This window comes from Sulfitobacter sp., assembly GCF_039977885.1.
In the GTDB taxonomy this organism is placed as follows: Bacteria; Pseudomonadota; Alphaproteobacteria; order Rhodobacterales; family Rhodobacteraceae; genus Sulfitobacter.
In genome coordinates, this window is record NZ_JBDWCI010000003.1 from 197,452 (window position 1) to 211,213 (window position 13,762).

11 protein-coding genes are annotated in these 13,762 nt (G+C 58.2%); 5 read left to right on the plus strand and 6 right to left on the minus strand.

The annotated features are described in order from the left end of the window. Positions 1-19: 19 nt before the first annotated feature. The gene (lpdA, locus tag ABJM03_RS01535) at positions 20-1,414 is read left to right on the plus strand and encodes a dihydrolipoyl dehydrogenase (protein ID WP_348415108.1); all 1,395 of its coding nucleotides are present in this window, start codon (positions 20-22) and stop codon (positions 1,412-1,414) included. A gap of 72 nt (positions 1,415-1,486) precedes the next feature. Here lpdA and ABJM03_RS01540 read toward each other — a convergent pair whose 3' ends face one another. Then, positions 1,487-2,335, minus strand: coding sequence for a DUF4394 domain-containing protein (locus tag ABJM03_RS01540; protein WP_348415109.1), 849 nt, complete (start codon positions 2,333-2,335; stop codon positions 1,487-1,489). Positions 2,336-2,529: 194 nt separating this feature from the next. On the opposite strand from ABJM03_RS01540, the gene ABJM03_RS01545 reads away from it, so the two are divergent. The 3 genes from ABJM03_RS01545 (at position 2,530) to uvrA (ending at position 7,174) form a co-directional block, all read left to right on the plus strand. Continuing rightward, positions 2,530-3,048 carry a methyltransferase domain-containing protein gene (locus tag ABJM03_RS01545; protein ID WP_348415110.1) on the plus strand — a complete coding sequence of 173 codons (519 nt, stop codon included), beginning with the start codon at positions 2,530-2,532 and terminating at the stop codon, positions 3,046-3,048. Between the two features lie 10 nt (positions 3,049-3,058). Further along, positions 3,059-4,228: an MFS transporter gene (locus ABJM03_RS01550; protein WP_348415111.1), complete on the plus strand. Its 1,170-nt coding sequence runs from the start codon at positions 3,059-3,061 to the stop codon at positions 4,226-4,228. Between the two features lie 72 nt (positions 4,229-4,300). Further along, on the plus strand, positions 4,301-7,174 hold the full coding sequence (gene uvrA / locus ABJM03_RS01555) for an excinuclease ABC subunit UvrA (protein WP_348415112.1): 2,874 nt from the start codon (positions 4,301-4,303) through the stop codon (positions 7,172-7,174). 304 nt (positions 7,175-7,478) lie between these two features. Here the strand turns inward: uvrA and ABJM03_RS01560 are convergent, their stop codons facing one another. The 5 genes from ABJM03_RS01560 to ABJM03_RS01580 all read right to left on the minus strand — a co-directional run bounded on the left by ABJM03_RS01560 (position 7,479) and on the right by ABJM03_RS01580 (position 12,688). Further along, positions 7,479-7,838, minus strand: a complete 360-nt coding sequence (locus ABJM03_RS01560) for a hypothetical protein (RefSeq protein ID WP_348415113.1) — start codon at positions 7,836-7,838, stop codon at positions 7,479-7,481. A 145-nt stretch (positions 7,839-7,983) separates the two neighbouring features. Further along, complete coding sequence (mmsB, locus tag ABJM03_RS01565; protein WP_348415115.1) at positions 7,984-8,871, minus strand: 3-hydroxyisobutyrate dehydrogenase; 888 nt, start codon at positions 8,869-8,871, stop codon at positions 7,984-7,986. Continuing rightward, on the minus strand, positions 8,868-9,914 hold the full coding sequence (locus ABJM03_RS01570) for a 3-hydroxyisobutyryl-CoA hydrolase (protein ID WP_348415116.1): 1,047 nt from the start codon (positions 9,912-9,914) through the stop codon (positions 8,868-8,870). The genes mmsB and ABJM03_RS01570 overlap by 4 nt, the downstream gene beginning before the upstream one ends. Positions 9,915-9,926: 12 nt before the next feature. After that, on the minus strand, positions 9,927-11,069 hold the full coding sequence (locus ABJM03_RS01575) for an acyl-CoA dehydrogenase family protein (RefSeq protein WP_348415117.1): 1,143 nt from the start codon (positions 11,067-11,069) through the stop codon (positions 9,927-9,929). 119 nt (positions 11,070-11,188) lie between these two features. Continuing rightward, on the minus strand, positions 11,189-12,688 hold the full coding sequence (locus ABJM03_RS01580; RefSeq protein ID WP_348415118.1) for a CoA-acylating methylmalonate-semialdehyde dehydrogenase: 1,500 nt from the start codon (positions 12,686-12,688) through the stop codon (positions 11,189-11,191). Between the two features lie 107 nt (positions 12,689-12,795). On the opposite strand from ABJM03_RS01580, the gene ABJM03_RS01585 reads away from it, so the two are divergent. After that, the gene (locus ABJM03_RS01585; protein WP_348415120.1) at positions 12,796-13,707 is read left to right on the plus strand and encodes a LysR family transcriptional regulator; all 912 of its coding nucleotides are present in this window, start codon (positions 12,796-12,798) and stop codon (positions 13,705-13,707) included. Positions 13,708-13,762: the final 55 nt, after the last annotated feature.

Consider the following 13,762-nt stretch of genomic DNA (forward strand, 5'->3'; position numbering starts at 1 on the left):
GGACATATGCGAGGACTCCATGGCCGAGACATCTTTTGATCTGATTGTAATTGGTGCGGGGCCGGGCGGCTATGTCGCTGCGATTCGCGGTGCGCAGCTTGGGATGAAGGTTTGTATCGTCGAGCGTGAGAACCTCGGCGGTATCTGCCTGAACTGGGGATGTATCCCGACAAAGGCGATGCTGCGCTCATCCGAGGTGTTCCATCTGATGCACCGCGCCAAGGAATTCGGCCTGAAGGCAGACGGGATCGACTATGATCTGGACGCTGTGGTCAAACGCTCGCGCAAAGTCGCGGGGCAGCTTTCAGGCGGCATCGGCCACCTGATGAAAAAGAACAAAGTGACCGTGGTCATGGGCGAGGCGACAATCCCTTCCAAGGGCAAGGTCAGCGTCAAGACCGATAAGGGCACCGAAAACCTGACCGCCAAGAACATCGTGCTGGCCACCGGCGCGCGTGCGCGTGAACTGCCCGGCCTTGAGGCCGATGGCAAATTGGTCTGGACCTATCGCCACGCGTTGCAGCCTGTGCATATGCCCAAGAAACTGCTGGTCATCGGCTCAGGCGCGATCGGCATTGAATTTGCGAGCTTCTACAACACGTTGGGCGCTGACACGACCGTGGTCGAGGTCATGGACCGCGTGCTGCCGGTTGAAGACGAGGAAATCTCGGCCTTCGCCAAAAAGGCGTTCGAGAAACAGGGCATGAAGATCATGCAAAAGGCGATGGTCAAAAAGCTCGACCGCGCCAAGGATAAAGTCACCGCGCATATCGAAGTGGGCGGCAAGGTCGAGAAACACGAGTTTGACACTGTGATCAGCGCCGTGGGCATCGTCGGCAACGTCGAGAACCTCGGCCTGGAAGAGCTGGGCGTCAAGATTGACCGCACCCATGTTGTGACAGATGAATACTGCCGCACGGGTGTCGATGGTCTTTATGCCATTGGTGACATCGCTGGTGCACCTTGGCTGGCGCATAAAGCCTCCCATGAGGGCGTGATGGTTGCAGAGCTGATGGCGGGCATGCATGCGCATCCGGTCAAACCAGAAAGCATCGCGGGCTGCACCTATTGCCACCCGCAGGTGGCCTCGGTTGGCTATACCGAAGCCAAGGCAAAAGAGCTGGGCTATGACATCAAAGTCGGGCGCTTCCCCTTTATCGGCAATGGCAAAGCCATCGCATTGGGCGAAGAGGGCGGCATGATCAAAACCATCTTTGACGCCAAAACAGGCGAGCTGTTGGGCGCGCATATGGTAGGTGCCGAAGTGACCGAACTGATCCAGGGTTATGTGGTGGGCCGCCAGCTCGAGACCACCGAAGAAGACCTGATGAACACGGTCTTCCCGCATCCGACCCTGTCGGAGATGATGCACGAATCCGTGCTGGATGCTTACGACCGCGTGATCCACATGTAAGCCGGACGCTCCGCAAGATAATGCCAAAGGCGCGCACTCGGGACCGGGTGCGCGCCTTTTCTTTTCAGGCGGTTATTCAGCCATTGCCGCAAAGCCGGTAAAGCCGCTGACGGCCGTATCTCCCAGCATTTCAACCGCCCCGTTTTCCAGATCAATTGTATAAATCCCTGCGGTTTCCTCACCCTCAAGGGTCAGCAGCGCCACAGCGGTGTTATCACCCGCCTCGACCGATACGATATCGAACCCGCCTGCGGCGGAGATATCCAAAGGCTCGCCATCTATCATCAATGGGGCAACTGTGCTGAGGGTGCCTTTGTTGTTTGCAAGGCTGGCAAGGATATCAAGCTCGGAATCCAGCACATATTGGAAGGTTTCCGCCTGCTTTTCACCGTCTACGGCATTGGTATAGGCATTGGCAAAAATATGCGGCGTGGCCCCTTCGCTCTCGTCACCCTCTGCATAGGCAAGATCGGTAAAGCGTTTCACCGCATTCGCTTTTTCATCTCCAAAATCTGTGGGGAAATAGACGACATTCGCCCCATCGGTGGAAACCGCACGCATGGCGTCGATCGCATTGTTGAAATCCAATGCAACGGCGGCTTTCTCGTCCATGACAACATCCGCGCCGAACCGCGCATTGAGGTCGGTCAACGCACCCGTTGTGGTGTCGATGGTATAGATTTTTCCTTGCTTGGAGAATCCGATCAGCTCTCCGGTGACGGGCCGGTAGGCGATTGCATCCACATCCCCGCCCATCAGGCTTAGCATTTCGGCACCGTCAGGGGCGTTCATATCGGTAAACATCATCAGGCTAGAGCCATCCTGGGTCAGCCCGTAGCCCGTGATTTGGGAAGGGTCAGCGGCTGTGGCCGCACCTGCGGACAAGCCAACAAGAGCAAAAGCAGTAAAGGGTTTTAGCATTCCGGTGTCTCCGATTTTTGAAAGGCACAAACTGGTGCCGTGTATGGCAAAACCCGTCAGTTGCGTTTGTGTTCCGCTGACCGGATAGGGCGGGCGGGATCCCGCCGTTTGTGCTGGAAAAGCTTTGGGCGGGCTGCCATACTCAACCCATGGTAAGTATTAATCGCGTCGTCATGGGCCCTGCATCACGCCGCATGATTCAGGATCTCAAACCCCACCGTCTGCAAGTGGCCGAAATATCGGGCCATTACGGGCAACAGTTTGATTTCAAAAGCTACGAACAGTTCCGCTATCCCGAATATGACATTTGTGCCGGTCCTTACCTTGATCCCGAAACGGGCAGGCGGCGCAAGTTTGACCTGATCCTTGCCTATCAGGTGTGGGAGCATCTGGACCGGCCCTATATCGCCACCAAACATGTGCGCCAAATGCTCAAGAAAGGCGGCAAATTCTGGGTGGCTGTGCCATTCTTTGTGCCGTTTCATGCGGCTCCGATGGATAATTCACGCTGGTCGGCACGCGGGCTGAAGAACCTGTTGATCGAATGCGGCTTTGAAGAGGATAAAATCCAGTCCTACCAATGGGGAAACCGCCATGTGGCCATGCGCGACCTCGAAGAAAAGTGGCCTCCCGAGTATATCGAGGGTGAGGACGACATCGAGGATGATCCGATGATGCCGATCTGCGCTTGGGCCATGGCCGAGCGTAGCTAAGGGGAAATAGATGAGCAAATCCGGCCAGTGGCCGCTGATCCTTGCCCTTTGGGGGGCGGGGCTGGGCGCGGCGATGCAATATGCCAAACTCTCGGTGATTTACGATCTTCTGGGTGATGTGTACCCCCAAGGCGGTGTGGCGCTGGGGTGGCTTGTCTCGATTATTGGCGGCATTGGCATCGCATTAGGGGTGGTGGCCGCCATGCTGGTGGCCCGCGTTCGGTACCGGCGCGCATTGTTGGGCGCGCTTTGGTTGGGCGCTGTGATTTCGCTGGGGCAGGCGCTGTTGCCGCCGCTGCCGGTGATGTTGGCGCTGCGCGTGTTGGAGGGGATTTCCCATCTTGCACTAGTTGTGGCCGCCCCGACATTGATCGCACAAATTGCCACGGACCAGCAGCGGGGCCTTGCGCTGACTTTATGGAGCACGTTTTTCGCTGTCGCTTTCGCCGTGATGGCATGGCTGGGCCGGCCCTTTGCCCTAAGTGCCGGTATTCCCGCGTTGTTTGCGTTGCATGCGCTTTATATGGGGGGCTTTGCGCTCTATCTCTCGGCTCGTTTGCGCGGCCTTGTAGATGTCGAAGCGCCGCCCGCGTTTTCAATCGTTCAGATCATCAAGACGCATCGCGGCATCTATCGGTCGGCGCGTGTGGCGGCACCTGCTGCGGGGTGGCTGTTCTATACGTTCTGCTTTGTCTCGATCCTGACGGTGCTGCCGCCCTATCTTGACCCGTCGGTACGCGGCGCTGTGATGGGGGCTATGCCCTTGGTGAGTATCGCAATTTCCATGACGCTGGGTGTATTTCTGCTGCGTCGGTTGGCGGCGGTGTATGTGGTCATGTGGGGTTTTGGCCTATCGGCGCTCTGTGTGCTGTGGCTGTGGATCGTTCCTGCCGCGCCGCTTGCCTGTCTGGCGCTTGCGGGGGCGATGGGACTGATCCAGGGCTCCAGCTTTGCCGCGGTGCCCCAGTTGAACGACAGCGCGAGCGCACGAACCGAAGCAAATGGCGCGATGGCGCAGATGGGCAACCTTGGCAATACGCTTGGCACGCCGGTGATGGCCATGGCGCTTGCGGGCTGGGGCTATCTTAGCCTGCCGGTTCTGGCCGGTACGGCCTTTGTCTTGGGTCTGGTCGTGCACGGGTTTCTTGCAGCGCAGCGCAGAAAGCTGCAGTGTTTATGATTTGTTCACTTTTTTGCATTGGAGAATCCCACCGCGACACCTATGTCTGGTAGGAATAACCGGGGGTGCACCATGGCCGAGCTGAAGAACATCGAAGTGCGCGGCGCGCGCGAGCATAATCTCAAGAACATCGACGTGGATATTCCGCGCGACCAATTGGTGGTGATCACGGGGCTGTCGGGGTCCGGGAAATCCAGCCTTGCCTTTGATACCATCTATGCCGAAGGCCAGCGCCGCTATGTCGAAAGCCTAAGCGCCTATGCGCGCCAATTCCTTGATATGATGCAGAAACCTGATGTGGACCATATCTCGGGGCTGTCGCCTGCCATCAGCATCGAGCAAAAGACCACCTCGAAAAATCCGCGCTCAACCGTGGGCACCGTGACCGAGATTTACGACTATATGCGCCTGTTGTTCGCGCGTGTGGGCACCCCCTATAGCCCCGCCACCGGCAAACCTATTGAGGCGCAGCAGGTACAGGACATGGTTGACCGGATCATGGGCATGGAGGAGGGGACCCGCGCCTATCTGCTGGCCCCGATCATCCGCGACCGCAAAGGCGAATACCGCAAAGAATTCCTTGAACTGCGCAAGACCGGCTTTCAGCGGGTCAAAGTGAATGGCGAATTCTACGAGCTGGACGAGCCGCCCACGCTGGACAAGAAATTCCGCCATGACATCGACGTGGTTGTCGACCGCATCGTGGTCCGCGAGGGGCTCGAGACACGGCTGGCCGACAGTCTGCGCACCGCGCTGGACCTCGCCGACGGCATCGCAATCCTTGAGACCGCCCCAAGCGAGGGCGAGCCGGAGCGTTTTACCTTTTCTGAGAAATTCGCCTGTCCCGAAAGCGGCTTTACCATCCCAGAGATCGAGCCGCGCCTGTTCTCGTTCAACGCGCCCTTTGGGGCATGTCCCTCCTGTGACGGTTTGGGCAAAGAGCTTTTCTTTGACGAACGTCTTGTGGTGCCGGACCAGAACCTGAAAATCTATGACGGTGCGCTGGCCCCGTGGCGTAAAGGTAAAAGCCCCTATTTCAAACAGACGATCGAGGCCATCGCCAAGCATTACGGCTTTAGCCAGAACGCAAAATGGAAAGACCTCGATCCGAAGATCCAAAAGGTCTTCCTTTATGGGTCGGGCAAGGAAGAAATTCAGTTCCGCTATGACGAGGGCGGCCGCGTGTACGAAGTCAGCCGCGTGTTTGAAGGGGTGATCCCCAACATGGAGCGCCGCTACCGCGAGACAGACAGCAACTGGATCCGCGAAGAATTCGAACGCTACCAGAATAACCGCTCTTGCGGCACATGCGAAGGCTACCGCCTGCGCCCTGAAGCGTTGGCTGTGAAGATCGGAAAAGGCGACCATCTGCTGCATGCAGGTCAGGTGGTGCAGATGTCGATCCGCGAGGCATGGGAATGGTGCAATGTCGTCCCAGAGGCCCTAAGCCCGCAGAAAAACGAGATCGCCAAAGCGATTTTGAAAGAAATCAGAGAGCGCCTTGGATTCCTGAATAATGTTGGATTAGAATATCTTACGCTTGCTCGTTCAAGTGGTACATTAAGTGGAGGAGAAAGCCAGCGCATCCGCCTTGCCAGCCAGATCGGTTCCGGGCTGACGGGTGTTTTATATGTGCTGGATGAGCCTTCCATCGGCCTGCACCAGCGCGACAATGACCGCTTGCTGCTGACGCTCAAGAACCTGCGCGATCAGGGCAACACGGTGATCGTGGTGGAGCATGACGAGGAAGCCATCCGCGAGGCGGATTACGTCTTTGACATCGGACCGGGGGCCGGGGTGCACGGCGGCCAAGTGGTCAGCCACGGCACACCAGAGCAGGTCTCGGCCGATCCCAATTCGGTCACAGGGCAGTATCTGACCGGTGTGCGGGAAATCTCGGTGCCGCAGAAGCGGCGCAAGGGCAGCAAGAAAAAGCTGCAGGTGGTCAAAGCGACGGGCAACAACCTGCAAAATGTCACCGTGGACTTCCCGTTGGGGAAATTCGTTTGTGTGACAGGGGTTTCCGGTGGCGGTAAATCCACGCTGACGATCGAGACGCTGTTTAAAACCGCCTCGATGAACCTCAATGGCGCGCGCCAGACGCCTGCGCCTTGTGAGACGATCAAAGGGCTCGAGCATCTGGACAAGGTGATCGACATTGACCAACGGCCCATCGGTCGCACGCCACGCTCAAACCCTGCGACCTATACAGGTGCCTTTACTCCGATCCGCGATTGGTTTGCAGGCCTGCCAGAGGCCAAGGCGCGGGGCTATAAGCCCGGCCGCTTCAGCTTTAACGTCAAAGGCGGGCGGTGTGAGGCATGTCAGGGCGACGGGGTCATCAAGATCGAGATGCACTTCCTGCCGGATGTCTATGTGGAATGTGAAACCTGCAAGGGCGCGCGCTATAACCGTGAGACGCTCGAGATCAAATTCAAAGGCAAAAGCATTGCGGATGTCCTTGATATGACGGTGGAGGATGCGCAAACCTTCTTTACTGCGGTGCCGTCGATCCGCGAGAAAATGGATGCGCTGATGCGCGTGGGGCTTGGCTATATCAAGGTGGGGCAGCAGGCGACGACCCTGTCGGGTGGTGAAGCGCAGCGCGTGAAGCTGAGTAAAGAGCTGAGCAAACGCTCCACCGGTCGCACGCTTTATATTCTGGATGAACCGACAACGGGTCTGCATTTCGAGGATGTGCGCAAGTTGTTGGAAGTGCTGCATGAATTGGTCGATCAGGGGAACTCGGTCATTGTGATCGAGCATAATCTGGACGTTGTGAAAACCGCTGACCACATCATTGATATCGGTCCCGAAGGCGGTGATGGTGGGGGCCGTGTGGTGGCCACTGGCACGCCGGAAAAAGTGGCCGATGTCGCCGAAAGCTATACGGGGAAATACCTCAAGCCCATGTTGGCCCAGAAAACTAAAACGGCCGCTGAATAGCGGCCGCTTCCGGCGGTTGGGGGGAAGTCGATAGTTTTCCCGACGGCAACTTTGCCCAGCACCTGAAGCGATGCCGTCTTTGTTGCTGTCTGACCGATGACCCGATTTGCGGTCGTGTTTGCGGTACGTATGTGGGGTAGCTTGGTTGTGGGTAAAACTATCTGCGCGTTGAAACACTTGCATGACATCCGGCGATCAGCGCCTGTGTGATCCACAAAATATATAGTTTAAATAATTGTTTTTGATCCAAAAAAATGGCCGCCAGAAGGCGACCATTTTCGGGGAGGGATCGTAGGGAGTGTCGTTAGTTGCTGTTCGCGATGATCGCGGCAGCGCCCAACAGGCCAAGGATTTTGGCTGTATCGTTGTTGTCCGAATGGCGGCGGTGGTCATAGTCGCGATGACGCTTGCTGCTATGTTCCCGCTGGTGGCGGCGCTCTGCTTTGCGGCGTTCCTTATGGCGCTGGCGCTGGACCTTTTTGTAATGTTTCTTGCCGGAAACCTGAATGATTTCGGCGGTTTGGTTGCTTTGGCCACCTGTCTGTACCGACTGGCCTACAGCGTAGGTCGCGGGAACGAATTGCGCGCTGGGAGAGGCGGCAAATGATGCAGTGGCAGAGCCAAAGGCGATGGCAGAAGCTGTAATGATTTGTACGATACGCACGGGGCTATTCCTTTTCGTTGTTATCAACTTAACCCCGAGGTGGGCATCCGGTTCCGTCATTCCTAGGGAACCCACACAAGCGTGATAGCGGCGTGATCTGCTGGCCTGAGCGTCCAGCGTGTTCCTGCCTCTTCTGGTAGCAGGCCTAGGGGGCCTGTCGCCCGCGCGCCGCAAAGCGGGGCAGCATGGCGGAAAAATCCTGACCCTTTCCATCTTCGTGTTCGACGAACTGTTGATACAGTGCCAGTGCCAGTGCGCCCATGGGGGTGTCTGCATCCACGGCCTCGGCGGCTTGTTGGCTCAGGCCCAGATCCTTGAGCATCAGCTCGGCGGCAAAACCGGGGGCATAGCCGTTGTCCGCAGGTGATTGCGGACCCACACCGGGGGCAGGGCAATAGGCGTTCATCGACCAGCTATAGCCTGACGAGGTGCTGACCACGTCAAACATCTTTTGACGGTCAAGGCCCAGCTTGTCCGCGAGGCCAAAGGCTTCGCAAGTGGCGAGCATCGTGGCACCAAGGATCATGTTGTTGCAAATCTTGGCCGCTTGGCCGGCACCTGCCCCGCCGCAATGCACGGCTTTTTGCCCCATGATATCAAACAGCGGCAGGGCCGAGGCAAATGCGGTATCGCTGCCGCCGGCCATAAAGGTGAGCGTGCCACCTGCCGCGCCGCCAATCCCGCCTGATACCGGCGCATCGACAAAGCCGGCCCCGGCCGCAGTTGCCTGCGCGTCCACGTCACGGGCGCTTTGCACATCCACGGTCGAGCAATCCACCAGTGTGGCACCGGTTTTCATCGCTGGGATTAGCTGATCGGCGACGCGGCGCAGGATGGTGCCGTTGGGCAGCATGGTGATGACGAAATCCGCCCCTTCGCAAGCGGCCTCGGCTGTGGCCACAGATGTGACGCCCTTGGCGGTTGTCCCTGCGACGTCAAACCCCAGAACCGTGTAGCCCGCAGCGGCCAGATTTGCTGCCATAGGGGCACCCATATTGCCCAGTCCGACAAATCCGATTGTATAGGTGGTCATAGCTTTCTCCGGTCAAATGAAAGGGTGTCTTTGCCCAACGGGGCCAGCATTCGGGACAGGGACGCGGGGGGCACATTACGGTCGGCGTATTGCCAGGACGGTTTGCGGTCCTTGTCGATGATCGCGGCGCGAACGCCTTCAAGGAAATCGCTGTGCTGTGCGGCGCGAAAGGTAAACCGGTATTCGAAATCCAGCGCCTTCTCGAGGGTGAGGGACGGGCCGCGCAGGCGGTGAATAATCTCGACCGCGCAGGCCAGCGATAAGGGGGAGTTGCGCCGCATCTGTTTCAGGCTGTTCCGGCTAAAGTCGCTGTCATCTGCGGCTAGCATCCGCTCGATATCGCCCGCGGTTTCACCGGCAAAGAAGCTGTCGATCTGGCCCTGAAGCGCTTGCAACGGCCCTTGAGGCGCTGGTTGGGCGCTTTCATTGATGGCCCCCACATCGCCGCTGGTCTCAAGGTGTTGGATCAGGGCGGGCCAAGCGTCTTGCGGGATGTAGCTATCTGCAAAGCCCGCGTAAATTGCATCACCAGGCCCCATGCGGGTTGCTGTTGCGCTCAGGTATTCGCCCAACCGCCCGGGGGCCAGCGCCAGCATCAGTGACCCGCCCACGTCGGGCACCAACCCGATGCCACATTCGGGCATCGATATCTGGCTGTCTTCGCCCACAATACGGTGCGACCCGTGACAGCCGATGCCAACACCACCGCCCATGGTAAACCCATGCAAGAACGAGACAATCGGCTTGGGGTAGGTGAAAATCAGGTGGTTCATCCGGTATTCATCGGCCCAGAACCTTTGCCCGTAGGCATAATCGTCCTTGGTGCCCGTGGCGTAAAGCTCGGCGATGTCGCCGCCTGCGCAGAACGCCCGCTCGCCTTGAGCGTCGATGATGACCAAATCCACCGCATCGTCGTCGTGCCAGCGCATCAGCGCCCCATCAATCGCCATGCACATCTCATGGGTAAGCGCATTGAGCGCTTGCGGGCGGGTTAGAGTGATCCGCCCCGCTTTGCCTGTAATTCGGATATTAATGTCGCTCATGATGATGTGTCCCTAGCGGTTTTTCAGCATGTCGCGGGCGACGATCACGCGCATGATTTCATTGGTGCCTTCCAGAATTTGATGCACGCGCAGATCGCGCACCAGCTTCTCGATCCCGTAGTCGGCCAAATAGCCATAGCCGCCGTGCAGCTGCAAACATTGGTCCACGACTTTCGATCCGGTATCGGTCACGAATTTCTTGGCCATGGCGCAATATTTCGTGGCGTCGGGCGCGCCTGTGTCCAGCTTCCATGCAGCCTGCCGCAATAACACCCGCGCGGCCGCCATCTCGATTTCCATATCCGCGAGGCGGAATTGCAGGCCTTGGAACTGGTCAATGGCTTGGCCAAAGGCCTTGCGTTCCCCCATATAGGTGATGGTTTTTGTCAGCGCGGCCTGCGCTGCGCCTAATGAGCAAGCGGCGATATTCAATCGCCCGCCATCAAGGCCCATCATCGCATATTTGAAACCTTTTCCGGCTTCACCGACCAGATTTTCATGCGAAATGTCACAATTGTCGAATTGCACCTGCGCCGTGGGTTGGCTGCGCCAGCCCATTTTATCCTCTAATCCGCCAAAGCTGAGCCCCTCGGTGCCGTCTTCGACGTAGACAGTCGAGACACCAGCGGCTCCAGCACCCCCCGTGCGCACCATACAGACATAAGCATCGGAGTATCCGCCGCCCGAGATGAACGCTTTGGTGCCATTCAGGCGGAAACCATCGGTGGTCCGCTCGGCGCGGGTTTTGAGAGCGGCCGCGTCTGATCCTGATCCCGGCTCGGTCAGGCAATAGCTGAGCACGGTATTCATGCGCACCACATCCTCCATGATCCGCGCCTTTAGATCATCAGAGGCAAAACTATCGAGCATCTTGGCGCACATATTGTGGATCGACAGAAAGGCCGCGACCGAGGGGCAGGCTATCGAGAGCGCCTCAAACACCAATGTTGCGTCAAGGCGTGTGAGGTCTGACCCGCCGGCTTGCTCTGACACATAAAGCCCGCCAAATCCCAGCTCTGCAATCTTGGGCCACAGCTCTTTGGGGATGGTCTCTGCCTTTTCCCATGCTTGGGCATGGGGCGCGATGTGCTCTTGGCCAAAGGCATAGGCCATATCAAAGATCGCCGTCTGCTCGTCGCTCAGCGCAAAATCCATCCTCGGTTCCTCCCGTTTGGTGTGATGCTAGGCTGTAATCCTTGCAAGAGTTTGTCAGCACAGCAAAACCATGCGGGGCAGCACCTCCCGATTGCTGCCCCGCCATTTGTCTTGAGCGCTTATTCCATCACAGGAATAGAGAACTCACCGCCTTCTTTGATGCCCGAGGGCCAGCGCGCTGTCACGGTTTTAGTGCGCGTGTAGAATTTGAACGCATCCGGCCCATGCTGGTTGAGATCACCAAAGACGGATTTCTTCCAGCCGCCAAAGGTGTGATAGGCCAGCGGCACAGGGATTGGTACGTTGATCCCCACCATGCCCACGTTGACGCGGTTGGCAAAATCACGCGCCGCATCGCCGTCGCGGGTAAAGATGGCAGTCCCGTTGCCATATTCATGATCCATTGCAAGGCCCAATGCCTCTTCATAGGTTTGCGCCCGCACACAGGTCAGCACGGGGCCAAAAATCTCGTGCTTGTAGATGTCCATGTCTTTGGTGGCGCGGTCAAACAGGTGCGGCCCAACGAAATAGCCGTTCTCATAGCCCTGCAGTTTGAAATCACGCCCATCTACGACCAGTTCGGCACCTTGGTCGATGCCGGTTTGCACCAGACGTTCGATGTTGGCCTTGGCCGCGGCGGTCACAACGGGGCCGTAATCCACGTCATTGCCAGAGGTGTATGGCCCGACCTTGAGGTTTTCGATGCGCGGCACCAGTTTTTCGATCAGCCGATCTGCGGTTTCTTCCCCCACGGGAACAGCGACGGAAATCGCCATGCAGCGTTCACCAGCCGCGCCGTAGCCTGCGCCAATCAGCGCGTCTGCGGCCTGATCCATATCCGCGTCGGGCATGATGATCATGTGGTTCTTGGCACCGCCAAAACACTGGACCCGTTTGCCCTGCGCACAGCCGGTGGCATAGATGTATTCAGCAATCGGCGTGGAGCCGACAAAGCCCACCGATTGGATTGTCTCGTCATAAAGGATCGCATCCACGGCTTCTTTGTCACCGTTGACGACCTGCAAGATACCTTTGGGCAGGCCCGCTTCCTCAGCCAGTTCCGCCAGCATCAAAGGCACAGAGGGGTCGCGTTCGGATGGTTTGAGGATAAAGGCGTTGCCACAGGCAATGGCGGGGGCGAACATCCACATGGGGATCATGGCGGGGAAGTTGAACGGCGTGATGCCCGCTGTTACCCCCAGCGCCTGACGCATGGAGTACATATCAATGCCGGGGCCGGCGTTGTCGGTATATTCGCCTTTCAGCATCTGCGGCGTGCCGATGCAGTATTCCACAACCTCAAGGCCGCGCTGCACATCGCCTGCGGCGTCTGGCAGGGTCTTGCCATGCTCGCGGCTTAGCGCTTCGGCCAGTTTGTCCATGTCGCGGTTGAGCAGGTCCACCAGCTTCATCAACACCCGCGCGCGGCGCTGTGGGTTGGTAGCGGCCCATTTGGGCTGGGCTGCGGCTGCATATGCAACGGCCTGTTCCATTTCGGCCTTATTGGCCAGCGGGCATTTTGCCTGCACTTCGCCGGTGGCGGGGTTCATCACATCGGCAAAACGGCCCGAAGTGCCTTTGACATGCGCGCCGTTGATATAATGGGTGAGCTCTTGCATGGAAATCTCCTGTTGGTGTTGAAGATACTCTAGTCTTGCAAAAAGATACGGGGTAGGGGCAAGTTGTCAAAATCATCTTGCATTTTTGTGGGTATATTGAGGGCGATATGGAAAATTGGGATGATCTGCGGCTGTTTCTGGCTGTGGCACGTGAACAAAGCCTGTCTGGCGCGGGTAAAATCCTGCGGCTTGATCCTGCAACATTGGGGCGGCGCATGGCGCGGCTGGAAAAAGCGATGCAGGTCACACTGTTTGCAAAATCGCCCCAAGGCTATGCATTGACCCTCGCGGGGGGGCAGTTGTTGGAACGGGCCGAGCAGGTCGAACAGGCCATGCGCCGCACAGCCGTAGGCGAAGATGCAGCAAGCGAGACATTGCGCGGGCAAATCCGGCTGGGCGCGCCCGATGGCTGTGCCAATTTTCTGTTGCCGCAGGTCTGTGCCGCGATCGGCCGCGAAAACCCTGATCTGGATATCCAGATCGTCGCCTTGCCGCGTGTGTTCAACCTGACGCGGCGCGAGGCAGACATGGCAATCGGGGTGAGCGCGCCCACGGCGGGGCGGTTGGTGGTGCGGCAAATCAGTGAATACCACCTGCATCTGGCCGCCTCAAAATCCTATCTGGCGGAACATGGCCCCATTGCGAACCTTGAAGCGCTCGCCGCGCACCCGATGGTGGGCTACATCCCCGATATGATCTTTGATCGCGAGTTGGATTATCTGGCCGATCTGGGGGCAGGGCGCGTGGCGCTGGCGTCGAACTCGGTCGCGGTGCAGGTTAATATGATACGTGCAGGTGCGGGCGTGGGCGTTGTGCATGATTTCAGCCTGCCTTATGCGCCCGGGGTGCAACGGATATTGACGGAGGCGGTGCATCTGACGCGGGCCTTTTATCTGATCCGACATGCAGATGACGTGCGCAATCTGCGGCTTGCCCGTTTTGCGGATCTGCTGACTGCGGGGCTCAGATCGGAGGTGCTGCGGTTGGAACGTCTCGCATTAGAGGGGCTAGACCCTTGACAGGGCGACAGGTTGCAGAGGACCATGGGGCTACACAACGCCTGAGCATGGGAGG

Excerpts from the sequence above, each read along its gene's own strand:
- ABJM03_RS01585 (WP_348415120.1), top strand. The coding sequence starts at position 12,796 with ATGGAAAATTGGGATGATCTGCGGCTGTTTCTGGCTGTGGCACGTGAA.
- ABJM03_RS01550 (WP_348415111.1), top strand. The coding sequence starts at position 3,059 with ATGAGCAAATCCGGCCAGTGGCCGCTGATCCTTGCCCTTTGGGGGGCG.
- ABJM03_RS01570 (WP_348415116.1), bottom strand. The coding sequence starts at position 9,914 with ATGAGCGACATTAATATCCGAATTACAGGCAAAGCGGGGCGGATCACT.
- ABJM03_RS01580 (WP_348415118.1), bottom strand. The coding sequence starts at position 12,688 with ATGCAAGAGCTCACCCATTATATCAACGGCGCGCATGTCAAAGGCACT.
- ABJM03_RS01540 (WP_348415109.1), bottom strand. The coding sequence starts at position 2,335 with ATGCTAAAACCCTTTACTGCTTTTGCTCTTGTTGGCTTGTCCGCAGGT.
- mmsB (WP_348415115.1), bottom strand. The coding sequence starts at position 8,871 with ATGACCACCTATACAATCGGATTTGTCGGACTGGGCAATATGGGTGCC.
- uvrA (WP_348415112.1), top strand. The coding sequence starts at position 4,301 with ATGGCCGAGCTGAAGAACATCGAAGTGCGCGGCGCGCGCGAGCATAAT.
- ABJM03_RS01575 (WP_348415117.1), bottom strand. The coding sequence starts at position 11,069 with ATGGATTTTGCGCTGAGCGACGAGCAGACGGCGATCTTTGATATGGCC.
- lpdA (WP_348415108.1), top strand. The coding sequence starts at position 20 with ATGGCCGAGACATCTTTTGATCTGATTGTAATTGGTGCGGGGCCGGGC.
- ABJM03_RS01545 (WP_348415110.1), top strand. The coding sequence starts at position 2,530 with ATGATTCAGGATCTCAAACCCCACCGTCTGCAAGTGGCCGAAATATCG.